General features: G+C 58.0%; 22 protein-coding genes. 7 read left to right on the forward strand and 15 right to left on the reverse strand.

All coding sequences use genetic code 11. The annotated features are described in order from the left end of the window. The 12 genes from VL688_08060 to VL688_08115 form a co-directional block, all read right to left on the reverse strand. Positions 1–644, reverse strand: a 644-nt coding sequence (locus VL688_08060) for a UDP-N-acetylglucosamine 1-carboxyvinyltransferase (protein ID HTL47994.1), incomplete at its 3' end; no start/stop codon positions are given. Beyond that, complete coding sequence (prmC, locus tag VL688_08065) at positions 637–1,581, reverse strand: peptide chain release factor N(5)-glutamine methyltransferase (protein ID HTL47995.1); 945 nt, start codon at positions 1,579–1,581, stop codon at positions 637–639. The genes prmC and VL688_08060, both read right to left, overlap by 8 nt. Beyond that, entirely contained in the window at positions 1,571–2,650 is a 1,080-nt protein-coding gene (gene prfA / locus VL688_08070; protein HTL47996.1) for a peptide chain release factor 1, read from the reverse strand. The genes prmC and prfA overlap by 11 nt, the downstream gene beginning before the upstream one ends. A gap of 247 nt (positions 2,651–2,897) precedes the next feature. Beyond that, a complete protein-coding gene (locus VL688_08075) occupies positions 2,898–3,260 on the reverse strand; it encodes a type B 50S ribosomal protein L31 (GenBank protein HTL47997.1) in 363 nt (120 codons plus the stop codon). A gap of 1 nt (position 3,261) precedes the next feature. After that, entirely contained in the window at positions 3,262–4,575 is a 1,314-nt protein-coding gene (gene rho, locus VL688_08080; protein ID HTL47998.1) for a transcription termination factor Rho, read from the reverse strand. A 154-nt stretch (positions 4,576–4,729) separates the two neighbouring features. Beyond that, positions 4,730–5,356, reverse strand: a complete 627-nt coding sequence (coaE, locus tag VL688_08085) for a dephospho-CoA kinase (GenBank protein ID HTL47999.1) — start codon at positions 5,354–5,356, stop codon at positions 4,730–4,732. Beyond that, positions 5,341–8,049: a DNA polymerase I gene (gene polA, locus VL688_08090; GenBank protein HTL48000.1), complete on the reverse strand. Its 2,709-nt coding sequence runs from the start codon at positions 8,047–8,049 to the stop codon at positions 5,341–5,343. The genes coaE and polA overlap by 16 nt, the downstream gene beginning before the upstream one ends. Before the next feature lie 319 nt (positions 8,050–8,368). Beyond that, on the reverse strand, positions 8,369–9,454 hold the full coding sequence (locus VL688_08095) for a type IV pilus twitching motility protein PilT (GenBank protein ID HTL48001.1): 1,086 nt from the start codon (positions 9,452–9,454) through the stop codon (positions 8,369–8,371). Between the two features lie 98 nt (positions 9,455–9,552). Beyond that, the gene (locus tag VL688_08100; GenBank protein ID HTL48002.1) at positions 9,553–10,065 is read right to left on the reverse strand and encodes a hypothetical protein; all 513 of its coding nucleotides are present in this window, start codon (positions 10,063–10,065) and stop codon (positions 9,553–9,555) included. Beyond that, positions 10,062–10,595, reverse strand: a complete 534-nt coding sequence (locus tag VL688_08105) for a hypothetical protein (protein ID HTL48003.1) — start codon at positions 10,593–10,595, stop codon at positions 10,062–10,064. The genes VL688_08100 and VL688_08105 overlap by 4 nt, the downstream gene beginning before the upstream one ends. Further along, positions 10,592–10,930, reverse strand: coding sequence for a hypothetical protein (locus VL688_08110; GenBank protein ID HTL48004.1), 339 nt, complete (start codon positions 10,928–10,930; stop codon positions 10,592–10,594). The genes VL688_08105 and VL688_08110 overlap by 4 nt, the downstream gene beginning before the upstream one ends. Further along, positions 10,927–11,805 carry an RnfABCDGE type electron transport complex subunit D gene (locus VL688_08115; protein ID HTL48005.1) on the reverse strand — a complete coding sequence of 293 codons (879 nt, stop codon included), beginning with the start codon at positions 11,803–11,805 and terminating at the stop codon, positions 10,927–10,929. The genes VL688_08110 and VL688_08115 overlap by 4 nt, the downstream gene beginning before the upstream one ends. A 348-nt stretch (positions 11,806–12,153) precedes the next feature. On the opposite strand from VL688_08115, the gene VL688_08120 reads away from it, so the two are divergent. From VL688_08120 to VL688_08150, 7 genes are read left to right on the forward strand one after another with little or no spacing between them, the layout of a single operon-like run. Next, a complete protein-coding gene (locus VL688_08120) occupies positions 12,154–13,383 on the forward strand; it encodes a PilZ domain-containing protein (protein ID HTL48006.1) in 1,230 nt (409 codons plus the stop codon). A gap of 16 nt (positions 13,384–13,399) precedes the next feature. Then, a complete protein-coding gene (locus VL688_08125; protein ID HTL48007.1) occupies positions 13,400–14,503 on the forward strand; it encodes a hypothetical protein in 1,104 nt (367 codons plus the stop codon). Positions 14,504–14,513: 10 nt separating this feature from the next. Beyond that, the gene (locus VL688_08130; GenBank protein ID HTL48008.1) at positions 14,514–15,446 is read left to right on the forward strand and encodes a ThiF family adenylyltransferase; all 933 of its coding nucleotides are present in this window, start codon (positions 14,514–14,516) and stop codon (positions 15,444–15,446) included. Beyond that, positions 15,443–16,192: an outer membrane lipoprotein-sorting protein gene (locus VL688_08135; GenBank protein HTL48009.1), complete on the forward strand. Its 750-nt coding sequence runs from the start codon at positions 15,443–15,445 to the stop codon at positions 16,190–16,192. The genes VL688_08130 and VL688_08135 overlap by 4 nt, the downstream gene beginning before the upstream one ends. Next, complete coding sequence (locus VL688_08140) at positions 16,192–17,412, forward strand: FtsX-like permease family protein (protein HTL48010.1); 1,221 nt, start codon at positions 16,192–16,194, stop codon at positions 17,410–17,412. Before VL688_08135 ends, VL688_08140 begins: the two co-directional genes overlap by 1 nt. Before the next feature lie 5 nt (positions 17,413–17,417). Beyond that, the gene (locus tag VL688_08145; GenBank protein ID HTL48011.1) at positions 17,418–18,107 is read left to right on the forward strand and encodes an ABC transporter ATP-binding protein; all 690 of its coding nucleotides are present in this window, start codon (positions 17,418–17,420) and stop codon (positions 18,105–18,107) included. Further along, positions 18,079–19,479: a hypothetical protein gene (locus VL688_08150; GenBank protein ID HTL48012.1), complete on the forward strand. Its 1,401-nt coding sequence runs from the start codon at positions 18,079–18,081 to the stop codon at positions 19,477–19,479. Before VL688_08145 ends, VL688_08150 begins: the two co-directional genes overlap by 29 nt. Here the strand turns inward: VL688_08150 and VL688_08155 are convergent. The 3 genes from VL688_08155 to bioD all read right to left on the reverse strand — a co-directional run. Next, the gene (locus tag VL688_08155; protein HTL48013.1) at positions 19,467–20,888 is read right to left on the reverse strand and encodes an RnfABCDGE type electron transport complex subunit C; all 1,422 of its coding nucleotides are present in this window, start codon (positions 20,886–20,888) and stop codon (positions 19,467–19,469) included. The genes VL688_08150 and VL688_08155 overlap by 13 nt on opposite strands. A gap of 97 nt (positions 20,889–20,985) precedes the next feature. After that, the gene (mnmA, locus tag VL688_08160) at positions 20,986–22,098 is read right to left on the reverse strand and encodes a tRNA 2-thiouridine(34) synthase MnmA (protein HTL48014.1); all 1,113 of its coding nucleotides are present in this window, start codon (positions 22,096–22,098) and stop codon (positions 20,986–20,988) included. Between the two features lie 43 nt (positions 22,099–22,141). Beyond that, positions 22,142–22,858 (reverse strand): dethiobiotin synthase (bioD, locus tag VL688_08165; protein ID HTL48015.1); only part of this gene is annotated, 717 nt, incomplete at its 5' end.

Genomic DNA, 22,858 nt, shown 5'->3' on the forward strand with positions numbered 1-22,858 from the left:
GGGGAGCCTTCGCCCGAAATCTTGGCGCCCATTTTTTTCAGGAACTTCATCAGGTCCACGATCTCGGGTTCGCACGCCGCATTTTCGATGCACGTCTTGCCCTTGGCCAGGACCGCGGCCATCACCACGTTCGCCGTGGCCAGCACCGACGACCCGAACGAGCCGCCGAGATAAATGTCGGCACCTTTTAACTTTTTCACGGCCGTCGCGTTGACGTACCCGTGCTGGATGTCGATCTTCGTGCCCAGCGCTTCGAGCCCCTTCAAATGAAGGTCGATGGGGCGCGGCCCGATCACGCATCCGCCGGGCAGCGACACTTCCGCGTGGCCCGTGCGCGCGAGCAGCGGGCCCAGCACGCAGACCGAAGCGCGCATGGTGCTGACGAGCTTGTACGGCGCGAGCGACTTCAGGTTCTTTCCCGCGTTGATCCGCACATTGCCATTGTCGTACATGGCTTTCGCGCCCAGCGCGCGAAGCAGCTTGATCATCGTATGGATGTCGCGCAGGTCCGGAACGTTCTCGATAATGGATTCGCCTTCGCCGAGAAGCGCGGCCGCCATGATGGGAAGCGCGGAATTTTTCGCGCCGGAAATTTCGACTTCGCCCTTCAGCTTGCGGCCGCCCGTAATGACGATTTTATCCATGCGCCTTATCCATCGTTTTTTTATGGGCCATGAGGACCCGTTCCAGGTTCAAATCATCTTTAAAAATTTCGACGCACGGAAATCCGGCTTCTTGAAAAATTCCTGCGACGTCCTTGGCCTGGCCTTCGCCCATCTCGACCAGCACGCGTCCATCGGCCTTCAGCAGCCGGGCCGCCTGGGCCGCGATCCTGCGGTAAAAAAAGAGGCCATCCGGGCCTCCGTCGAGAGCCGCACGCGGTTCCTTTAAAATCTCCGGCTCCACGCGCGCCCAATCGTCGTAAGAAAAATAAGGCGGATTCGAAAAAATAACGTCAAAACAGGCGTCCGGGAAAAAAGCTTCCAGCAGGTCCGCGCACAAAAACGAGCCGCGCTCCGTCAATCCGTAAGACGCGGCATTCTCGCGGGCTGTTTGCAGCGCGCCGCGGGAAATGTCGGAAAAGACCGCGCGGGCTTTCTCAAAATGCCTCAGCAGCGCGACGCCGATGGCCCCGCTTCCGGAGCCCAGGTCCAAGAAAGAAAACGCGCTGCGTTTTTCAAAGCCGGAGACGCGGATAAAGCTCTCGAGCATGCATTCGGTTTCGGGGCGCGGGATAAGGCAGAAAGCGTTCACCTTGAGCTTTTCTTCCCAAAAGCAGGCCGTGCCGGTCAAGTAAGCAAGCGGGTTGCGGTCCTTGCGCGCCAAAACCAGGCTTTCATATTTATGACAAAGATCTTGTTCTAAAACCGCCGTGCGCCCGAGATAAAGGCCGGACCGCGGCAGGCCCGTGATTTCCGCAAGGAGGAATTCTGCGCTGGCGCACGCTTCTTCGGGACCGAGAGGTTCCAGTTCTTTTTTGCCCCAGTCCAGGAGTTCCGAGAGGGTCTTGGGACGCGACGCTTCCGCTGGATTTAGCGGGCTTTCGGACGAACCGGTCTTTTTTGCGGGATCAAGCAGCATCCGTGGCAAGCCTCCGGTTTCTTTCATCCCGTTCCAGGGCCTGGACAAGCTCGTCCAAATGGCCGTTTAAAATATCATTCAGGCTATGCAAAGTCAAACCGATTCGATGGTCGGTGACCCGCTGGTCCGGATAGTTGTAAGTCCTGATTTTACCGGACCTATCCCCCGATCCAATCTGCTGCTTCCGCTCCTTGGCCTGCTCCTGCATGATTTTCTGCTGCTGGGCGTCGTAAAGACGGGCCCGCAGGATGCGCATGGCGCTGGCTTTGTTCTTGTGCTGGGACCTCTCGTCCTGGCACTGCACGACCAATCCCGTGGGCAAATGGGTGATTCTGACGGCCGATTCGGTCTTGTTCACATGCTGGCCGCCGGCGCCGGAAGCCCGGTAAACGTCGATCTTCAGGTCTTCGGTCCTGATCTGGACCTCGGTTTCGTCGGCTTCGGCCATAATCGCCACCGTCACGGCGGAAGTATGGATCCGGCCGCTGGCCTCCGTGGCGGGAACCCGCTGCACCCGGTGGATGCCGCTTTCATATTTGAAGAGAGGGTAGGCGTTCTCCCCGCTGACGCCGAAAACGATTTCCTTAATCCCCCCGATGCCCGTATCGCTGGATTCCATGACCTCGACTCTGAGCTTGTGCGAAGACGCGAACTTGCTGTACATCCGGAAAAGATCGGCCGCGAAAAGCCCGGCCTCCTCGCCGCCCGTACCCGCGCGGATTTCCACGATCACGTCGCGCCCGGCGCGCGGATCATCGCCCCGGAGCAAAAGCGTTTCCACTTCGTCGAGAAGCACGGCGCGCTTGTCCTTCAGCGTTTTGCTTTCTTCCCAGTACAGGTCCTTGAGCTCCTTGTCGAGCCCCTTGGAGTTCAGCTCCTCTTCCAAAACCTTGATCTCGTCGTCCACCTTGCGATACTGCGCGAAGGCCTCGACGAGCGGCTTCAGATGCGCCATCTCTTTCATGAGTTTCTGGTAACGCGTCTGGTCCTTGATGACTTCAGGACGACTGACTTCTTCCTGCGTTTCCGCGAAGCGTTTTTCGATTTTGGCAAGACGGTCGTAGTAAATCAATTCCTGGTCCTTTTGAGACGTGGAGCAAATGACGCGGGGCAAGGTTGTTACATCCAAAGTCCGAGCGGTGAGGTTGAAGCATATCCTCACCGCGTGACGATAGGGCGAATGCCCTATCCAAAGTCCGAGCGGTGAGGCCTTGAAGCATGTCCTCACCGCGTGACGATAGGGCGAATGCCCTATCGTCTAAAATGAAAAAAGACCTCGAACAAAGGTCTTTTTTCACAAACCCGCTTTTTTTCCGCTACTTCTTTTCCGTAGCTTCTTTCGCCTGTTCTTTTTCCTTGCTCTTCGCCGCCGCTTCTTTCAGCTTCTGCGCGATGGAAACCGGCGCCGCTTTTTTCTTCTGGTTGCCGACAGCCACCTTCGCGCCGAACTTCTTCGTCAGGCGGTCGATGCGTCCGGCCGTGTCCATGAGCTTCTGCTTGCCCGTGAAAAACGGGTGCGACGCGCTCGACAGGTCGAGATAAACCAGCGGGTAGGTCTTGCCGTCTTCCCACGTGATCGTTTCCTGCGTCTTCACCGTCGAGCGGGTGAGGATCGCAAAATCCGCGGCCATGTCTTTGAAAACGACTTCTCTGTATTCGGGGTGTATTCCTTTTTTCATTTTATTTCTCCACCTTATTCATGCTGAGTAAAAACTCGGCATTGGATTTTGTCTTCTTGAGACGCTCAATTAAAAGCTCCATGGCTTCGGCAGGATTCAGCTCGTTCAGAACCTTGCGAAGCACCCACACCCGGGCAAGCTCATCGGGATGCATGATGAGGTCTTCTTTACGGGTGTTGGATTTTTTGATGTCGATGGCGGGGTAAATGCGTTTCTGGAACAGCGCGCGGTCAAGCTGCAGTTCCATGTTACCCGTGCCTTTGAATTCTTCGAAGATCACGTCGTCCATACGCGAACCGGTGTCGACAAGCGCTGTCGCGATGATCGTGAGGCTTCCGCCTTCTTCGATGTTACGCGCCGCGCCGAAGAAACGTTTCGGGCGGTGCAGGGCGTTCGAGTCCACACCGCCGGAAAGAATCTTACCGGAGTGCGGGACGACCGTGTTGTACGCGCGCGCAAGACGCGTGATGCTGTCCAGCAGAATCACGACGTCGCGCTTGTGCTCGACCAGGCGCTTGGCCTTTTCGAGCGCGATTTCGGCGACCTGCACGTGGCGTTCGGCCGGTTCGTCAAAAGTCGACGATACGACTTCGCCGCGGACAGAACGCTGCATGTCCGTGACTTCTTCAGGACGCTCGTCGATGAGCAGCACGATCAGATACGCGTCCGGGAAGTTCTTCGTGATCGCGTTGGCAATCTTCTGGAGCAGGATCGTTTTACCGCTGTACGGCGGGGCCACGATCAGCGCGCGCTGGCCGAAACCGACCGGCGTCAGAAGGTCCATGACACGCGTCGAGATTTCCTCGTGCGCGGTCTCGAGGTACAGCCTCTTTTCCGGATAAAGCGGCGTCAGGTTGTCGAACGGGATCTTGTCCTTGATCGTTTCCGGATCTTCGAAGTTCACGAGTTCGACTTTGAGCAGCGCGAAATAACGTTCGCCTTCTTTCGGCGGGCGGATCTGGCCGCTGACGCAGTCGCCGGTGCGAAGATTGAAACGGCGGATCTGGCTCGGGCTCACGTAAATGTCGTCCGGCGACGGCAGGTAATTGTAGTTCGGGGACCGCAGGAATCCGAAGCCGTCTTCCAGGATTTCGAGCACGCCTTCGCCGAACATCAGGCCGGATTTCTCCGCCTGGCCCTGCAGGATCTTGAAGATCAGGTCCTGTTTCTTGATGCCGATCGTCTGTTCGACGCCCAGCTTCTTGGACAGTTCCTGCAGCTCGCTCATCTTCATATCTTTGAGCGTCGCCACGTCCAGTCCTTTGTCGCCGCCTTTCAGGTCGCCGGAAGGACGGGCCACCGCCGCGCTTTCCATTTCGGCCGCGGCTTCGGATCCATCCTGAGCAGGACCGTTCTCGCGGGTGTAGTCGCTGTTTCCGGGAACCCTCTTCGGCATATCACCGGGTCCGGGTTTCCGGGGCGGAATGTCGTTCCTTCTTGGCTGGTGCATTTTTTCCCTTGGCATAGATTTAATGTGCTCCTTTCAAAGCAGTGTCTAATTTATTCCAGATTTTTTTTACCTGCTCCTTGGTTTTGGCCAGGGAGCCTGAATTGTCGATGACTAAATGGGCTCGCCGTGCTTTTTCTTCCAGCGGCATCTGCGCCGCCAGGCGCGCGCGGATTTCTTTTTCCGTGAATCCGTCTTCCTCGAGCCTCGCCCAGATCGCTTTCTCCGGCGCGGTCACCACGACGTTCGTGAAGCAGTACTGGTCGTAACCGGTTTCGTAGAGCAGCGGGATCTCGAGGACCACCATGCGCTCTTCCGCGTCCGCGATTTCTTCCGCGATCCGCTTGAACACGTATGGATGGACCAGGCTTTCCAGGTCTTTTCTCCGCTCGGCGTCCGAGAAAATGATCTTCGCCAGCTTTTTCCTGTCGAGCTTTTGCCCGTCGAGCGCGTCCTTGAACTGCGTCTTGATCTTCGCAAAAGGCTCGCTGCCTTTTTCCAGCGCTTCGTGCGCGAGCCGGTCGGCGCTGACGACGAACGCGCCGAGCTCCTCGAACAAATGCGCGACCGTGCTTTTTCCCGAACCAAAGCATCCGGTAAGCCCGACAATCATCCGCTCAGGCCGCGGCGAGATCAGTTCTTGTACCATGATTCCCCCACCCGGACGTCGGCACGCAGCGGGACTTTCAGGGCGTAAGCTTCTTCCATTCCTTTTTTGACAAGGGATTCAAGCCGCCCCATCTCCGGCTCCGGCCCGTCGAACACGAGTTCGTCGTGGACCTGCATCACCATGAGAGATTGAAAGGATTCCTTTTCAAGCCGTTTCTGGATGGCGACCATGGCGAGCTTGATCAAATCCGCGGCCGAGCCCTGGATCGGCGCGTTGATCGCGGTGCGCTCGGCAAACTGCCGGAGCTGGCCGTTCGTGGATGAGATCTCCGGAAAGTACGTGTGCCTTCCCAGGAGCGTAGTCAAATAACCCTGCTTGCGGGCCTTTTCTTTCTGGGATTCCAGGAAATCGCGGATGCCGGCATAGCGGGTGAAATAATTTTTAATGAACGCATCGGCTTCGCCAACGGGAATACCGAGGTCCTGAGACAGGCCGTAGGCGCTTTTGCCGTATATGATACTGAAATTTATGGTTTTGGCTACATTTCTCATTTCAAAAGTGACATCCTTCTCCGCGACCCCGTAAAGCAGGTTGGCGGTGAAGTTATGAATGTCGCGCTCTTCCTTGAACGCCTTCATCAGGTTTTTGTCCCCGCAAAAATGCGCCAGGACGCGCAATTCGATCTGGGAATAGTCGGCCGAGAGAATCCGTCCGGCCGCGCCCTTCCATGGACGGGGGATGAAGGCCTTGCGGACTTCGCGGCCTTCCTCGGTCTTGATCGGGATGTTCTGCAGGTTCGGGTCTGAACTCGAAAGCCGGCCCGTCACGGTCGTCGTCTGATTATAAGAAGTGTGCACCACCTTTGTTTCCGGGTTGATCATCTCCGGCAGCGCGTCCAAGTATGTTGATTTCAGCTTCGCCTTTTCGCGGTATTCCAGAATGAGCCTCGGCAGCTCGTACTGGACCGCGAGCTTTTCGAGCACGCTCATGTCCGTGGAATAACCGGTCTTGGTCTTCTTCGCCGCGGGAAACTTTTTCTTCACAAAAAAGATTTCCGCCAGCTGCTTGGTCGAATTGATGTTGAATTCCTCGCCCGCCTCTTCGTAGATTTTTACCGTGAGCTTCAGAAGGTCCGCGGCCGCTTTTTTGGAAAGCGCGCCGAGCAGCTCCGTGTCGAGATAAACGCCGTTCATTTCCATCTGCGCCAAAACGAGCATGAGCGGCATTTCGAGATCATCGAAAAGTTTGGTGAGGTTTTTTTCTTCGAGCTTTTTGCGCATAAGCGGCATGAGACGGAAAACGCAGTCCGCATCTTCGCAGGCGTAATCGGTGATTTTTTCGAGCTCCACCTGGTCCATGGTGATCTGCGCCTTGCCCTTGCCGATCAAGGACTCGGTCGTCACCTTGCGGATACTCAGATGCTCGAGCGAGATGTCGTCGAGGTTGTGATTCAGCTTCACGGGATTGATGAGGTAACTCGCGATCATGGTATCGTCGGCGATTCCGGCAATCGTCACACCGCTTCTTTTCATGACCATGTAATCATATTTGATGTTCTGCCCGTATTTTTCGATCTTCGCGTCTTCCAGCGCGGGCCTCAAAACTTCGAGCGCGGTTTCAAGCGGCAGCCCCTGGCCCTGGTGCTTGTCCGACCGAACGGGAACATAATAGGCCTTGGCTTTTTCCCAGCAGAAGCTGAGCCCGACCAGATGCGCGCGCATGGGATCCGGATGCGTGGTCTCGGTGTCGAAGCTGAACGCCTTGGCCTTTTTCAGGTTCGCGGCCAGTGCCTTCAGGGCTTTTTCGTCTTTGACCTGTTCGTAATTGCAATCGCCGCGGCCGCTTTCCTCGCAGGGCACTTCCCTGCCCTTCAGGAGATTGCGGAATTCGTAGCGCTGCAAAAGGCCCACGAGCTTTTCTTCGTCCGGCGGGCCAAGCTCGAGCTTTTCCCAATCGATGTCCATTGGGACTTTAATGTCGATCGTCGCGAGTTCCTTGGAGAGCCGCGCGGATTCGGAATTGTCCTTGATCATGTCCTGCAGGCGCTTGGATTTGATCTTGCCCGCAAACTTGATCAGGTTCTCCACGGTCCCAAATTCCTGGATGAGCTTCACGGCCGTTTTTTCGCCGACCCCCGGGACGCCGGGAATGTTGTCGGACGCATCGCCCATGAGCGCCATGACCTCGACCACTTTTTCCGGCCCCAGGCCTTCAAACTTCTTGCGCACTCCTTCGCGGTCGCAGACGTATCCGTCTTTGTGCGGATTCAGGATCTTGATGTGGTCATCGACCAGCTGCATCGCGTCTTTGTCGCCGGTGATGATGAAGACTTCGTACTTTTCTTTTTCCGCGGTGCAGGCGAGCGTCCCGATCAGGTCGTCGGCTTCGTAGCCCGGCATTTCAAAAATAGCGTAGCGGTAGGCGCGGCACATGTCCTTGATCGGTTCGATCTGCTGCGACAAATCATCCGGCATGGGGCTGCGGTTGGCCTTGTAATCCTTGAATCGCTCATGACGAAATGTCGGCGCGCGATTATCGAAACAAATGGCAATGTGGTCCGGCGCGTAATCCTGGATCAGCTTGTTGAGCATCGTGATGAAGCCGTAGATCGCGTTCGTGGGCTCGCCCTTGGAATTCGACAAATGCCGGATCGCGTAATACGCGCGGTAGCAGAAGGAATGGCCATCCACCAAAAAAAGTTTTTGGGCAGCCGTGGATTTTTTATTCTTCATTGCGAGATTACCGTTCCCGCCGGATGCGGGAGGCGAAGCGATCATGCTCGGATACCAGCCTTTTTGATCCCCGGGGATTTTTATTCAAGGGAAAGAATCCTTGCCGAACCGGAAAGCGAATGAATGCAGTTAGTCTTTGTGGAATTTCGGGATTAAGTGTCGCTTGTGCGGGTCTCTAAGAGTGATTCCTGGACTCTTTAAGTTCTCATAAGATAGTCAAATTCATTCCCCCGGTCAAGCATTAATTTGAACCTGTCCCAGGACCACGCGTAATGGCGCAACTCTTTGTAGGATTTAAGTTTACGGGGCAAGAGCCGGGCTATTTTTTCGCCGCCGGCTTAGGCGGGGCCGCGATCGTGACCCGGCTGGCCAGATCCCGCGGGTCGGAGGCGGCCTCCAGCATCTCGTCGTAGCTGATGATGCCGGCCTGATAAAGCTCTTTCAGGTGGTCGTCGAGCGCCTTCATGCCGTACTTGAGGCCGGTCTGGATCTCGGAAGTGATCTGATAAGTCTTGTTTTCGCGGATAAGATTGCGGATGGCCGGCGTCGCGATCATGACTTCGAACGCGCAGATACGGCCGTTGCCGTCGAGCCGCGGCAAAAGCGTCTGGGAAATGACCGCGACCAGCGTTGCCGCGAGCTGGATTCGGATCTGCGTCTGCTGGTGCGCCGGGAACACGTCGATGATACGGTCGACCGTGCGCGCCGCGCCTGTCGTGTGCAGCGTCGAGAAAACCAAATGGCCGGTTTCGGCCGCGCGGATCGCGGATTCCATGGTGTTGATGTCGCGCATTTCGCCGATGAGAATCACGTCCGGGTCCTGGCGCAGGGATTTGACGACGGCTTCGGAAAAGGTCGGCACGTCTTCCCCGACTTCGCGCTGGGTCACGACAGATTTCTTGTGCGGGTGCACGAATTCGATCGGGTCTTCCGCGGTAATAATGTGGCGCGAGAAGTTCTCGTTGATGTAGTTCAGCATGGTGGCGAGCGTCGTGGTTTTACCGGAACCCGTGGGGCCGGTCACGAGGATGAGCCCGCGCGGACGCGATAGCAGCGACTGGAGCTGCGCCGGAAGCCCGATCTGCTCGAACGAATAAAATTTCGACGGCAGCTGGCGGAGCACCATGGCCATGGTCCCCTGCTGCTTGAAGCAGGAAACGCGGAAGCGCGCCTTTTCTCCATAAGAAAAGCCGAAGTCGATACCGCCGACTTCTTCGACTTTCTTGCGCTGCTCTTCGGTCGTGATCTCACGCGCCAGCGCTTCGGTGTCTTCCGGTTTCAGGACCTTGTCGTCGATCGAAAGGATTTCGCCGTGCAGGCGTATGGAGGCCGGACGCCCCACGCTCAGGTGGATGTCGGACGCTTCGTTCTGAATCGCGTAGTTCAGGATGGCTTCGATGCCCATGATAACCTTTCAAACCTCACATGAAGTGTAGCACAGGAGGAAACTCGCGCGGAATGCCCTAGAAATTTTTCGGCCTTCGGCGGGAAATATTAACAGTCTTAAGGAAGTATTCCCAGAAAGCCGCCGGCCGCGAGCGCAAGGAAAAAAGCGCCGAGAAAACTGATCGGGAGCCATTTAAGCGCGGGCGGGACCGAGGAATAAAGGAGCCGGCGGTGGGTTCCGAGAAGGAGCCAGGCAAAAGCAAAAATGCCCGCGATCATGGTCGCCATGGAAATCAGCGCAGGGACCAGGGACCACGAGGGCGCCCCGTGCGCCAGGCATACGGCGAAGACCGTCATGACAAACAGGCTTCCAGTCCCGAAAATAATCTGGATCGAGGCGGCGGCCACGAGAAAAAAAAGCGGGTAAAAAGGCGGCGTTCCCGCGGGAAGCGCCCTCAGAAGAAAAAAATGAGCGCTCCACGACAAGGCTGAGACCAGATAAAGCGCCGGTACCCGCAGAAAAAATCCCCGCGTCCACGCGGCCAAATTACGCGGGCCGGGAAAAGCGCTTTTTTCCTGCCAGAACCATAAAAATCCCAGGCCGCAGGCCAGAAAGAACAACGGGCTCATAGTTTTTCCCCTTCAACCGTTTGCAAAGCCGCATGATGCGGGGCCTGGATCTCGACGCGCGGCTTCTGCCACAAGGCCGCGGCCATGAACAGCAGGAGGAAGGAGCCCGCGGGCAGCTGGAACGCGCCCACGTGAAAACGCACGCCGAGAACGTCCTGGAACGCGCCCAAAAACGCCAGCAGCCCGGCAAACAAAACCGCGTAAAGCGCGGCTCTCGCCGCCTCTTTTTTATTCCCGGCAAAAATTCCCTCCGGCATGAGGAGATAGAGGCTCAGCACGCCCAAAGCGAGAGATTCATGCGCGTGAAACAAAACCTGGGCCAGCGCGGCAAGCCCGATCATGTAAGCGAACCGCAGGAGCCGCGGAGGAAACCAGCCCGAGAAAAACGCGAAAAAAAACGCGGCCAGCGCGAAGGCCGCGCCGAGGATGAGGCCGGCCTGCAGCGCCATGGGAAAAGTCCGCGTCAAAAAAATCATGGGCAGGACAGCCAGAAAAATTTTGGCGGTCGGGGTTTCCTTTTCGAACATCATTCCCTCCCGTGTTGTGAGACCGGTGTAAAAAGAGGCCCGGGTTCGGGGGCGGGTTGTTCCGCGGGAACGGCGGCCGGGATCTCCGGAACCGGCGCGGCCGCGGGCGCTTCGACCGCGGGTTCGGAAACCGGCGCTTCAGGCAAAGCTTCCTGGACCGGCTCCGCGGGCGCGGCCTCCGTGACGGGCGCCGGCGCTTCGGAAATCATCGGGACAAGCGGCTCCTGGATGCGGAAAGGAATGCCGTTGCGCGAAGCAAAAACCCCGGCGGCAAGCCCCGAAGCGTAAAGCACGAAAAAAAGATATTGTCCGGTTTGTTTGAGAACGCCGTTTTTCATGCGGGCACAAGGGCGGGACGCCGCGCGTTAGAAGGTTTGATCCAAAGGTCGATCCAGGCGCTGAGCGCGCCGGAAACCAGCACTGCGGCATAAACGGCGCCGTATTCTCCGGAAAGGCGGAGCGCGCCGGCGGCGAGGCCTGCCAAAAACGCGAGCACGCAAAATCCCTTGCGCGAGTGGGGCGCGGTCTGCGCGTGCGTGATCAGAAAAAAAGCCGCAAAGAAAACATCGCCCGGCCAGAAAGCAAGCGTCTGCATCCGGCCCATGGCCGCAAGCGGCAGCGCGTACGCGGCGAGAAAGGCGAACGGCACGCCCGGATAGACGAGCTTCTGCGAGAAAAGCAGGAATCCCCCGCCAAGAATCGCCAAGACGCACGTGTCCCCCAGCCCGCCCGCGTAATTTCCGAAAAGCCATCTCATGAAATCCAGGTCCGCAGGCAAAGGGATCCGCGTTTCCACGGGAAAACTGATTTTCAGGAAAAGGAGTGCCGCCGCCGCGGGATGAAACGGGTACTGGCCCTTGCCTCCGAAAAAATCGCGGCCGACCAGCACCGCAAAAAAAGCGGCGAGTGCGGCCATGCTGAGCGGCAGATGAGGAGGCAGAATCAACGCGACGAGAAGGGAGAGAAGAAGAGTATCGCCGTCCGCGAAAAAACTTTTTTTGGCGGCCCAGGCCCGGCCCAGAGTTTCGGCAATGGCGCCGCCGATGAGGCAGGACGCAATCAGCGCGGAAGATCCCGGGGAATGAAAAAGGCCCGCGGCCATGGCCGGAAGCAGCGCAAGCCCCCATTTCCAATTCATGGCGCGGACGGATTCCGGGGTCCTGAGGTAAGGAGCGCGTCCGGTTTCCAATGCTATTTTGGGGGGAGTATCCATAAGCCTCCACGTTCAGAGCAGAGTAGCAATTCTCCGGAAAAGATGCAACCTATTGTCAGCAAAGCCACAAGCGCGGCTTTCAAGCCGAAACTCCGGCGCTTTCTAAAAGCGTTGAAGCCATTTGTCCAGATGCGCCCTTCCCCGCGGCCGGGCGTGGCAAGCGGTCTTTATAAACTGCTGAAAATACAGGGGTTTTAGAAGGATTCTTTGGTCCCTATTCTTGAATTGGCCCGGAGTGCCGGGTAGACTTGCCTTTGGTAGAAATGTAAGGCTTGAGATTTTAAGTTTCCGTTTTATGTTCTTTCATGACAACCCTTTAACCAGGAATCTCGCACCGAGAGAGTGTGGATGAAACTGAGCACCGCCTGGAACTGGCAGTTGGGCATAGGAATTCTGGAAGACAATGTTTTCGGCCAATCGAATCCCGTTGCCAGTACCCCTCAAATCGATTTGCTGATCGAAAAACGCTGTGAGCCCCGCATTTCCCTGAGCCTGCCGATCCGTTACCGCAAAAAGGGAAAAAAGCTTTCCTGGTTCGTGGCCCAGTCCGTGGACGTTTCGCGCAACGGCGTGCGTCTCGCGCTCGATCACGAAGTGGACGTGGGTACGCAGATCGACCTGGACATTAAACTTCCCGAGATCGAGAATACCGTTCGCCTGGAGGGCGTGATTGTCTGGGCTAACCCTTCCAACAACAGTCCGGCCATGATCGAATGCGGCGTGGCCTTCAAGAATCTCCGCCAGCTTTCCAACCGCGACAAGATCATGTATTTCATGGCGGACAAGATCTGCAGCCTGGCCGAACGGAACTCCAAAAATTTTCACTGCCGGCCGGCACGGACTCTTGAAGACATGCGGCGCGCCTACGAGCTGGTTTACCGGGAATACCTGCGCAAGGGGTACTGCGAGGCCAACCCCTCGAAGATGCATTACAGCTATTACAGCCTGCTCCCGGATTCCCGCACCTTCATGCTCGAAAAGGCCGGCAATTTTGCGGGCACGGTCAGTCTGATTCCCGATTCGGAAAGCGGCCTTCCTCTGGATTCGATCTTCGGAAAAGAGATCGCTCTGTTCCGCAGCCAGGGACGCACTCTGGCTGAAGTCGGCCTGCTCGCTCTGGACGGCGAATCTTTCGAGAAAAGCTCTTTCTCCCTCACCGATTTCCAGAAGTTGACGGGCTCGTTCCGGCTTTTCAAAACCATGTTCGACTACGCGCGCTCGTTCGGCGTGACCGACCTCATCATCGGCATGCATCCCAAGCACCGCGAGCTGTACCGCTATCTTCACTTTGACGCGGTCGGGCCCGTGCGCTCTTACCCGGGGGCGCGAGGAAAGCCGGCGCTCCTCATGCGCATGGACGTCCAGCAGGCCGTGCGCACAACCGTAACACATCACGGCGTAGGCTCTTATTTCCTGACCGGAAGCATCGATGCCGAAGAACTGGCGCGGCATTTTTTCTGGAATAAAGAAACCGTTTACGATTTCACGGTCAACGAGAAAGGGCTGCTTCCGTCTCTTTCAGAAGCGCAGATCGAACACCTGAAAAGCTGTTATCCCGGGCTTATCCTGCCGTCTTAAACTTGAAAGGGGCGCCATGATCGAGAAAGATCTCTTTTTCATCCTCGAGAAAGCCATCAAGGCCCCGTCCGCCGACAATCTCCAGCCCTGGAAATTCCGCCGCGTGAGCGAAGACGCCGTGGAACTGTGGCTCGACGCAAAAAAACTGGACAGCTATTGCGACGCCGGGCTTGCCGCGCCTTACATCTCCGCGGGCGCGGTCATCGAAAACATGCGCGTCGCGGCCACGAAAACCGGGCGCGGCGCCGCGTGCTATTACTTTCCCGATCCTGACGAGCCGTTTCTCGTGGCGCGCGTTGCCCTGCGTCCGGACTTTGCTTCCGAGCACGCGCATTTCGCATGCCTCGACAAGCGCCACACCAACCGGCGCTTTTACGACACGGACAAGCCGCTCAGTCCCGCGATTCTGCAGGCGCTGGAAAAAACCGTTCCGGGCGGCGGCTTCCGCCTCCTTTTCAAAACCCGGCAGGACGCGGATTTTTCCGCGCTTGCCTCGCTCACCGGCGAAGCCGACCAGCTGCGTTTCGAAGTCAAACGGCTGCACCGCGAGCTCATGAACGTGATGCGTTTTGACAGCGCGTCCGCGGCCGGTTCCCGCGACGGGCTCAGCATCCCGAGCCTTGATGCAGGCCCCGCGGCCTCGCTCGTCTTTCCCCTGATCCGCGATTGGAACCGCCTGCAATTTCTGAATAAGCTGGGCATGAGCTACTCGTTCAATCTCTTCGCAAAAATGCAGATGCTGTCTTCGCAGGCCGCCGCGCTGCTGGTAAGCCCGGGAAAAAGCGCCAAAAATTACGTGGCCGGCGGCGAAATCCTGCAGCGGGTGTGGCATGAAGCCACGCGGCTGGGCCTCGCGTTCCAGCCCATGGAAGCGCTGCCTATTTTCATCATCAACCAGGAGCTGACCGGCGGCCAGGACCTTTCACGCGCGCAGAACAAAAAACTCGAAGCTTTGAAAGAATCGTTTCTCAAAATTTTCGGCGTGGACCCGGACAGCGGGCTCATCATGTTTTTCCGAGTGGGATTCGCGCCGGACCCGAGCGCGCTCTCCCTGCGGCGGCCGCTGGAGTCATTCTGGATGGACGCCCCGGAACATGCGCACGAAAAACTGGCGGGATAAAGGAGAAACCATGCAAGTTCCGGATTTTAATTACGATCAGGCTTTCGATCGCAATCTCGGCTGGCTTACGCCGGAAGAGCAGGCAAAACTTCGCCGCTCGTGCGTGGCCATCGCGGGGGTGGGCGGAGCCGGCGGCTTTCAGGCGCAGGCGCTGGCGCGGCTCGGTATAGGCAGCTTCAAGATCGCGGACCCCGACCATTTCGAGCTTACGAATTTCAATCGCCAGATCGGCGCGTCCTGCGGCACGCTCGGCCAGTCCAAGACCGAAGTCACACGCGACATGATCCTCTCCATCAACCCCACGGCCAAGATCGAGATGTTTCCCAAAGGGATCGACGCCGGCAATATCGACGCCTTTCTCGAAGGCGTGGACCTCGTGCTGGACGGCATCGATTTTTACGCGCTGGAGGCCAAACTCCTGCTTTTTAAGGCCAGCCGCGAAAAAGGAATCGCGGCGATCACGTCCTGCCCGCTCGGCTTCGGCGCCTCGCTCATGGTTTTCCAGTCCGGTGGCATGAGCTTTGAAGACTATCTTGATCTGCGGCCGGAAATGACGCCCGAAGACCGGCAATTCGCGCTCGCCTTCGGGCTTTCGCCCACGCCGCTTTGCCTGCGCTACATGAACAACAGGGCCTCCGACCTTTCCTCGGGCCGCGCCGCGAGCGTGGTGCCGGGACTCATGCTGGTCGGCGCGCTCGCCGCGTCCGAAGCGGTCAAATGCCTGACCGGAAAAGGGAAAGTGCTCTCGGCGCCTCACGTTTACCAGACCGATCTCCTGACGCAAAAGACCGTGAGAAAATATTATCCCGGCGGCATGAAGCATCCGCTCATGAAATTGAAAAAAGGGATCATCCTGAAATTTTTCCTGCCGCGCAAAAAAGCGGCTTCCGAAACCGCGTCGCCCGAGGCGGCCGAACCCCGGGAGAACGCGCTGCGGCCATGAGACGATTTTTTCTGATCCTCGCCTTCCTTTGTTTGAGCCGGCCTGCCTTTGCCGAAGGCCCGGACGTTTCCAAGATGCTGGCCGACATGGACCAGGTGCTGCGCGGCCATTCTCACGACATGACGGTCACGCTTCACGTCAAGACGGCGCAATGGGAGCGCGATTACAAAATCCGCGTATGGATGAAAGGCGTGGACTTCACCTTCGCACGCGTCTTGTCGCCGTCGAAGGTAGAAGGGCAGGGTTTTCTGCGGCTGCAGTCGCGGCTGTGGCAGTATCTTCCCACCGCGGAGCGGACGATCCTGATCCCGCCGTCGCTCATGCTGGATGACTTCATGGGCAGCGATTTTTCCAACGACGATTTCGTGAAGCTCAGTTACCTGCCGCGCGATTATGACGGAACCGTGGCCGGGGAAGAAACGCTCGACGGGTTCGAATGCTATCACCTTACGCTCACGCCGCATCCGGACGCGCCCGTCACTTACAGTAAGCTGGAAGTGTGGCTGAGAAAAAAAGATTCCGCGCCGGTCAAATGGGACTTTTACGACGAAAAAATGCGGCTCATCCGCACGCTGCATTACACGGACTTCAAACTGTTCGGCGAACGCGAGGTGCCTTCGGTGTGGCGCATGGAAAACCACGCGGAAAAGGATCATGAGACCACGCTCACGATCCAGGAAGCCAAGTTCGATCTCGAAATCCCGGATTCCCTTTTCACCCGTGAAAAACTGGAAAAATACCCCTGATGTTTCTCCTGAAGCTGGCCTTTCTCAACATCGGAAGAAATCCGCGGCGCTCGATGATTACCGTGCTTGCCGTGGGAGTGGGCCTCGCGGCGCTGATTTTCCTTTGGGCCTTCAGCGACGGCACCAATGAGCAGATGCGCGAAAATGTGATCCGGCTTTTCACAGGGCACGTGCAGGTGCATGCGAAGGATTTCGGCAAAAGGCTTTCGCCGGAATTGACCATCCCCGACCGCGCCGCGGTGCTGGAAAAAATCCGTTCGCTTCCAGGCGTCGTGGCCGTGACCGAGCGCGTCAAATGCGAGGCGCTTGTGGGCACGAGTGAAAATTCGCGCGGCATCCTGCTCATGGGCATTGACCCGGAGAAGGAAGCGGCCGCCACGGATTTGGAGAACTACGTTAAAAAAGGCGAGTTTTTACTGCCGTCGACCGACCGCGACATCCTGGTCGGCGACCTTCTCGCCGAAAAAATCAATTTGGCCGTGGGCGACAAAGTCGTGGTCATGACGCAAGCGATGGACGGCACACTTGCGGGCTATTCGTATCGCGTGCGCGGGCTCTTTCATACCGGGAGCCAGCAGGTGGACGAACTCACGGCCTATATTACGCTGAAATCCGCGCAGGACCTTCTCGGCACCGGCGCGGAAACGCACGAGATCGTGATCCGGCTCGACAACCGTCACCTCATTCCTTCGTTTATCGCGAGGCTCGGCCTCGGCACGGGATACGAAGTGCTGTCCTGGGACCAGATCGTTCCCGAAGTCGAGCAATGGGCCTCCTGGGCCGAGGCCATTATCCGCACGATTCTCGTGGCGGTCATGATCGTGATCGGTGTCAGCATCATGAACACGGTGCTCATGTCGGTCTACGAAAGGACACGCGAATTCGGAGTGATGATGGCCGTGGGCACGGCGCCTTCCCAGGTCGTGCGGCTCATCCTGCTCGAGACGCTCGTGCTGGAAGCGCTTGGAATTCTGGTGGGTTTTGCCGTGGGTTATCTGATCGTGCTTTATTTCGGGACGGTCGGCATCGGATTTCCGGAGCTGGAGCGGGCCTTTTCACGCTCTTACATGAGCACGATTACCTACACGCGCCTGGAGCCCACGCATGTGCTGCAATCCATATCGACGCTCGTCCTGATGACCACCGGCATCAGTTTTTATCCGGCCTGGAAGGCCGGGCAAATGGAACCGGTCAAGGCGATCTACCACTCTTACGCATGAATACGATGATCGAAATCAAAAACGTGTCGCGGGTTTTTCAGGAAGGTTCCCTTCCGGTAACGGCGCTTTCGGAGTTATCGCTGGAAATCCCGGAAGGCTCCTTCACGGCGCTTTGCGGTCCGTCGGGCTCCGGCAAAACCACGCTTCTCAATATGATCGGATGCCTGGACAGGCCTTCCACGGGAAACCTTTTCCTCGACGGAGAAGACGTGAGCCGCCTTCCGCAGAAGGCGCTTTCGAGGATCCGCCTGAACAAAATCGGTTTCATCTTCCAGGACTTCAACCTGGTGCCCACGCTTTCCGCGATCGAAAACATCGAATACGTGCTCTGGCTTCAAGGCGTCGCGTCCGCGGAGCGCCGCAAACGCGCCCTGGAAGTCTGCCAGAGATTCGGCATCGAAAAGCTCGTGCACCGCAGGCCTTCGCAGATCAGCCGCGGACAGCAGCAGCGCGTGGCCGTCGCGCGCGCGCTTGTCCACAATCCCAAGATCGTGCTCGGCGACGAGCTCACCGCGAACCTCGACCACAAGACCGGCATTGCCCTCATGGATTTCCTGAAAGAGCTCAACCAGGAAAAGAAAATGACTTTCATCTATGCAAGCCATGACCCTGTCATGATAGAATGCGCCGAAAAGGTCATCAGGCTGCAGGATGGAAAATTAATTCATGAGCATTCCACGCGGTTTGGAAGCTGACAACTCTTCGGGCCCGATTTTTTCCGCGGCCCTCGCCGTTTCCGGGAGCTTTACACGCCCCGCCGCGAAATCTGTCTCCGTGATCGCACCGCAGTCACCGCGCCCGTCCCTCATCCTCCAAGCGCTCGAAAAAAGGCGCGACGAAAAGATCCGCCGCAAAAAAAATCTGTTCCGTCGGATCTTTCTAGCTGCGGCCGCCGCTTTTGTTCTTCCCGCTTTGGTATTCGCGCAGGAAATCCCGTTCCTTAATACGCGCATCAACGGCTACGTCAAAAGCCTGAACTTTTTTACCCACACGACGGGCTTCGCGCCCGAAGCCGCGGATTCGCCCCTTGGGCTCGCGGAAAAGAAGGAAAGCGTATTCTCGACCATGGAGCGCTTCCGCGCCAAGATCCGTTCTTCCTTTAATCTTGCCGAAGGCCACAAGATCAAGCTGAAGATCGACTACGACCACCAGGCTTTCTTCGGCAGCTTCGTCGGCACGGGCGATTTCAGGCTGGCTAAACATCAACAGGAAGAGCGTCAGTTCCTGGACCTCAGCCAGACGCTCGTCGAAGACGACGGTGTTTTCTACGAACACCGGCTTTACCGGGCCAGCGTCGAATACGAAAACGATTACTTTTCGGTAGAGATCGGACGCCAGCAGATCCCGTGGGGCGTCGGACATTTTTTCACGCCCACCGACCTTTTCAATCCCTTCAATCCCACGCAGATCGAGCTGGAAGAAAGGGACGGCGTGGACGCAGTCAACATCATGACCAAGAAATACGACGGCTATGCGCTGCAAATGGTCTACACGCCGCGCGGCAAAGACCTTCACCCTTACCGTTATCTCGCGCGCCTTTCGAAGGACATTGAAAACTACGAGGTCGGGCTGATCGGCGGGCGCGTCTTGAGGGATCACGTGGCGGGCTTTGACCTGCAGGGCAACATCAAGAACTCGGCCGTGCGCGGGGAATTTTTGTACCGGGAGGCGGACGAGGAAAAAGATTTCATCAGCTTCACCGTGAACGCGGACTACAATTTCCCGAAAAATATCTACGGACTCCTGGAATACCACTTCAATGGGCGCGGCCGCAGGGACCCGCGCTCTTATCAGGTCGACAAGCTATTGCGCGGCGACATCCAGCAGCTTGCGAAAAATTACGTGGCCGCGCTGCTCGGCTACAACATCACGCCGCTTTTGCGCTTCGAGAACCATGCCATCTTCAACGCGGACGACCAGAGCGTTTTCCTGAGGCCGGAGCTCCGCTACGAGGCGCAGGCCAATCTTCTTTTCACGCTGGCGGGACAGTTTTATCTGGGAGGACCGACGGAAGAATTCGGGATGCCGGAAAACCTGTATATCGGGGAGCTGAACTACTCTTTCTGAGCTTCCTCGTAAACGCCTTCACCGGTTTGTTCCGGCACCGCGGCAACGTCCTGTTCCCGCGCCATCAAACCTAAACGGGCAAGCCCGATGAGATCCTGCATGGGCCTCTTGGCCGGGCACACGTACGTGCAATTGCCGCAGTCGATGCAGTAATCTACGCCCCAGTCCCGCGTTTCTTCATAGAGCCCGTTTTCCGCGGCAAGCGTAATCATGGCCGGCGAAATGTCCACGGGGCACGCCTCCACGCAGCGGCCGCAGTGGATGCAGGCTTCCGCCGGAGGCACAGAAACAGATTCTTTAGAAAGCGCCAGCACGGCGCGCACGCCCGCCGTCACCGGCATATCGAGTGAAGGCAAGGCCTTGCCCAGCATGGGCCCACCGAAAAGGACTGCCTTGGGTTCGCGCATGAGCCCGCGGCAGGCCTTGATCGCGTCTTCCGCGGAAATGCCGAGCGGCAGCCAAAGATTTCGGGGTTCGATCACGCATTCGCCGCCGACCGTCGCGGGCCTTTCGTAAAATGGTTTTTGCAGGGCCACGGCTTCGTAAACAGCATGGGCCGTCCCGGCATTGTGGACGCTCGCGCCGAACTCATGGAGAACACTTTGCAGGGCGAAAGTTCCGTCACCGGTCCCGATCCGTATTCTTTCGCGCACTTGCGGGGAAAAATCCTTATTCCAGAGCTCCTGCGCGAGCGGCAGCACCATTTCCTGCGGATGCCGCGCGGGCAGGACGCGCACTTCCGCGTGCGCCCACTTTAAAAAGAAAATTTTGCTTTTGACCAGCTCCGCGACCTCCAGGGCATCGCTCTGAAGCGTCACGATGATTTTTTCCGCGCCCAGGATCTTCCGCAGGATCTCCGCGCCTTTCACGACTTCCAGGCTGTGCGACATGAGCAGCGCATGATCGGTGGTGACGTAGGGCTGCGATTCGCAGCCGTTCACGACGACCGTGTGGATTTTATGCCGCCGCGCGCGCTCAAGCGAACCCGAGAGGCTCAAGCCGCTCTGATCCAGCTCCATGACGCCCGATTCAAAAAGAATGTCGGCTAAAGCGCCGGGGTCAAGCTCCGGCCAGCGGGGCCTTTCGTGCCCGATGCCCGGGGCTGTTTCGTGGCGGTCGTCGCCCGCGATCTCGAGCGCCGGCCTGGAGCCGAGCCAGGGATGTTGAAAATCCGCGCGCTGGACGACTTTGCCGGACACGCTGGAAAAAATGGGGAAAGCGCCCTGGCCGGCGCCCGCGATCTTTTGTCCGGCAAGCACGCGGTCGCCGGGATTCACGCAAGGAATGCTGGCCGGATAATCGGGAGATGGTTTCAGAAACAGGCGGACGCGGGATGGCGCCTTGATTCTTTTCAAGGTCCAGCTGATCAGCGTGGATTGGTTTCGAGCAGGGATTTTAACGCCGCGCATAATTTCTTTCCTCGTTCCACTCGCTTGCAAACGCTTACGTGCTCGCAACAGGCCTCGTGGGGACAGGCCTAAAGACCCGTCCCCGTCCATGCGCACGTTAACCGTTGGAATCGATCCAGCCGCCGCCGAGCACGGCCGGACCGTCGTAAAATACCGCGGCCTGGCCGGGCGTGATGGCCTCCTGCGGTTCTTCGAAAAAAACTTCCGCGCCGCCGTCATCCTGAAGCGTCACAAGCGCGGGCGCCTTCGTGTGCTGGGACCGGATCTTGACGTGCGCGCGGAATTCGCGGCTGTCCGGGCGGTCGAACCAGTTGATGCGCGACACGGCGCAGCGCTGGTGCAGGATGTCCTTTTGCGTGCCGACCACGACTTCGTTCGTCTCCGGGAAAATATCGACTACGTACAGGCGTTCGCTGAACGCCACGCCGAGTCCGCGCCGCTGGCCGATGGTGTAATGATAGTAGCCTTCGTGCTTGCCGAGCACCTTGCCCTCACGCGTGCGGATGACCCCTTCACCCGAAGTGACGGGTGCTGCGGCCGAGGCCCCGGACTTGATCTCACGGTCGAGAAAAGCGCCATAATCGTTGCTCGGGATGAAGCAGATTTCCTGGGAATCAGGTTTGTTCATGACGCAAAGGTTGTGGCGCCGCGCGATGTCCCGGATCTCGCTCTTGGCATAGCCGCCCACCGGAAGAAACAAATGATCGAGCACTTCGCGGTCGAGCGGGAACAGGACGTACGACTGGTCCTTGCCCTTGTCCGCGCCCTCGGCCAGGCGGAACGTGCCTCTTGCTTCGTTGCGTTCGAGGCGCGCGTAATGCCCGGTGGCGATCGAGTCATAGCCGAGCTGGCGCGCGCGGTGGAGAAAAAGGCGGAACTTGATGTGCTCGTTGCAGGCGATGCAGGGGTTCGGCGTACGCGCCTTCATGTACTCGGCCGCGAAATAATCCACGACGTGCGCCTTGAATTCCTTTTCGAAATTGAAGACCCAGTAGGGAATGCCGAGCTGGTCCGCGACCTTGCGCGCATCTTCCACGCCGGTCAGGCCGCAGCAGGCGCGCGTGTTCAGGTCCGCGCATTCATTGGAGGCCCAGGTACGGATCGTGGCGCCGCCGACTTCATGCCCGGCTTCCTTCAAAAGCGCGGCCGTGACGGAGCTGTCCACTCCGCCGCTCATGGCCACCAGGATTTTTCTCTTGGGTTCTGTCATGACATTCCTAACGGAATTCCCTCCGTTTCCCGGAAGGAACAAATCAAACCGGCGACAACGTCTCGGGAAGGATCCTTTCGATCTGGATTCTCTCGCGGAAGATCGTACGAAGCTGGCCGAATTCGCAGGCCTCGACGTTCAGGGATTCGATTTCGGGAAGGCACCCGAGCACCGGAACGCCCGTCAGCTCGTGAATGACTTTGGGATTGGTCATCTCGGCCATCGACAAATTGGTCGTCGCCATCTTATTGAAAATAATGCCCTTGATGTCGAAGCCGCGGACAATGGCCGCGTCGATCGTGAGCAGCGTGTGATTGATCGTGCCCAGGCCCCCGCGCGCCACGATCACGACCGGAAGGCCGAATTCCCGGATCAGGTTCGCCACGAAATAGTCTTTCGTGAGCGGCACCATGAGGCCGCCGATGCCTTCAACGATGATGTAATCGTAATGTTTTTGCAGCTCGCGGTACGCGCGGCGGATGGCGTCGAGGCTGACTTCCTTTTGCTCGATCGTGGCCGCCACATTCGGCGAGAGCGGGTGCCGGAAGCGCACGGGATTAGTCAGCGCCGGAAATTCGTTCTCCGCGGCTTCCAGGAGATACGCCGCATCGTAGGAAATGAGGCGCTTGTCCGTACCCACGCAGCCGGTCGCGACGGGCTTCATCACGCCGACCTTGATTCCCTTGTTCCGGAGCGCGAGCGCAAGCCCGGCCGAAACCACGGTCTTGCCGACGCCGGTGTCCGTGCCTGTGATAAAAAT

The organism is Verrucomicrobiia bacterium (assembly GCA_035495615.1).
Lineage (GTDB): Bacteria > Omnitrophota > Omnitrophia > Omnitrophales > Aquincolibacteriaceae > DATJFP01.

Bases quoted from the DNA above. Each gene is read 5' to 3' on its own strand.
- VL688_08155 (HTL48013.1), bottom strand. From the start codon at position 20,888: ATGCGCGGCGTTAAAATCCCTGCTCGAAACCAATCCACGCTGATCAGC.
- VL688_08125 (HTL48007.1), top strand. From the start codon at position 13,400: ATGATCGAGAAAGATCTCTTTTTCATCCTCGAGAAAGCCATCAAGGCC.
- mnmA (HTL48014.1), bottom strand. From the start codon at position 22,098: ATGACAGAACCCAAGAGAAAAATCCTGGTGGCCATGAGCGGCGGAGTG.
- VL688_08105 (HTL48003.1), bottom strand. From the start codon at position 10,595: ATGATGTTCGAAAAGGAAACCCCGACCGCCAAAATTTTTCTGGCTGTC.
- rho (HTL47998.1), bottom strand. From the start codon at position 4,575: ATGGAAAGCGCGGCGGTGGCCCGTCCTTCCGGCGACCTGAAAGGCGGC.
- VL688_08115 (HTL48005.1), bottom strand. From the start codon at position 11,805: ATGGATACTCCCCCCAAAATAGCATTGGAAACCGGACGCGCTCCTTAC.
- polA (HTL48000.1), bottom strand. From the start codon at position 8,049: ATGAAGAATAAAAAATCCACGGCTGCCCAAAAACTTTTTTTGGTGGAT.
- VL688_08110 (HTL48004.1), bottom strand. From the start codon at position 10,930: ATGAAAAACGGCGTTCTCAAACAAACCGGACAATATCTTTTTTTCGTG.
- VL688_08145 (HTL48011.1), top strand. From the start codon at position 17,418: ATGATCGAAATCAAAAACGTGTCGCGGGTTTTTCAGGAAGGTTCCCTT.
- VL688_08150 (HTL48012.1), top strand. From the start codon at position 18,079: ATGAGCATTCCACGCGGTTTGGAAGCTGACAACTCTTCGGGCCCGATT.
- VL688_08100 (HTL48002.1), bottom strand. From the start codon at position 10,065: ATGAGCCCGTTGTTCTTTCTGGCCTGCGGCCTGGGATTTTTATGGTTC.
- VL688_08095 (HTL48001.1), bottom strand. From the start codon at position 9,454: ATGGGCATCGAAGCCATCCTGAACTACGCGATTCAGAACGAAGCGTCC.
- coaE (HTL47999.1), bottom strand. From the start codon at position 5,356: ATGGTACAAGAACTGATCTCGCCGCGGCCTGAGCGGATGATTGTCGGG.
- prmC (HTL47995.1), bottom strand. From the start codon at position 1,581: ATGCTGCTTGATCCCGCAAAAAAGACCGGTTCGTCCGAAAGCCCGCTA.
- VL688_08075 (HTL47997.1), bottom strand. From the start codon at position 3,260: ATGAAAAAAGGAATACACCCCGAATACAGAGAAGTCGTTTTCAAAGAC.
- VL688_08130 (HTL48008.1), top strand. From the start codon at position 14,514: ATGCAAGTTCCGGATTTTAATTACGATCAGGCTTTCGATCGCAATCTC.
- VL688_08135 (HTL48009.1), top strand. From the start codon at position 15,443: ATGAGACGATTTTTTCTGATCCTCGCCTTCCTTTGTTTGAGCCGGCCT.
- VL688_08140 (HTL48010.1), top strand. From the start codon at position 16,192: ATGTTTCTCCTGAAGCTGGCCTTTCTCAACATCGGAAGAAATCCGCGG.
- VL688_08120 (HTL48006.1), top strand. From the start codon at position 12,154: ATGAAACTGAGCACCGCCTGGAACTGGCAGTTGGGCATAGGAATTCTG.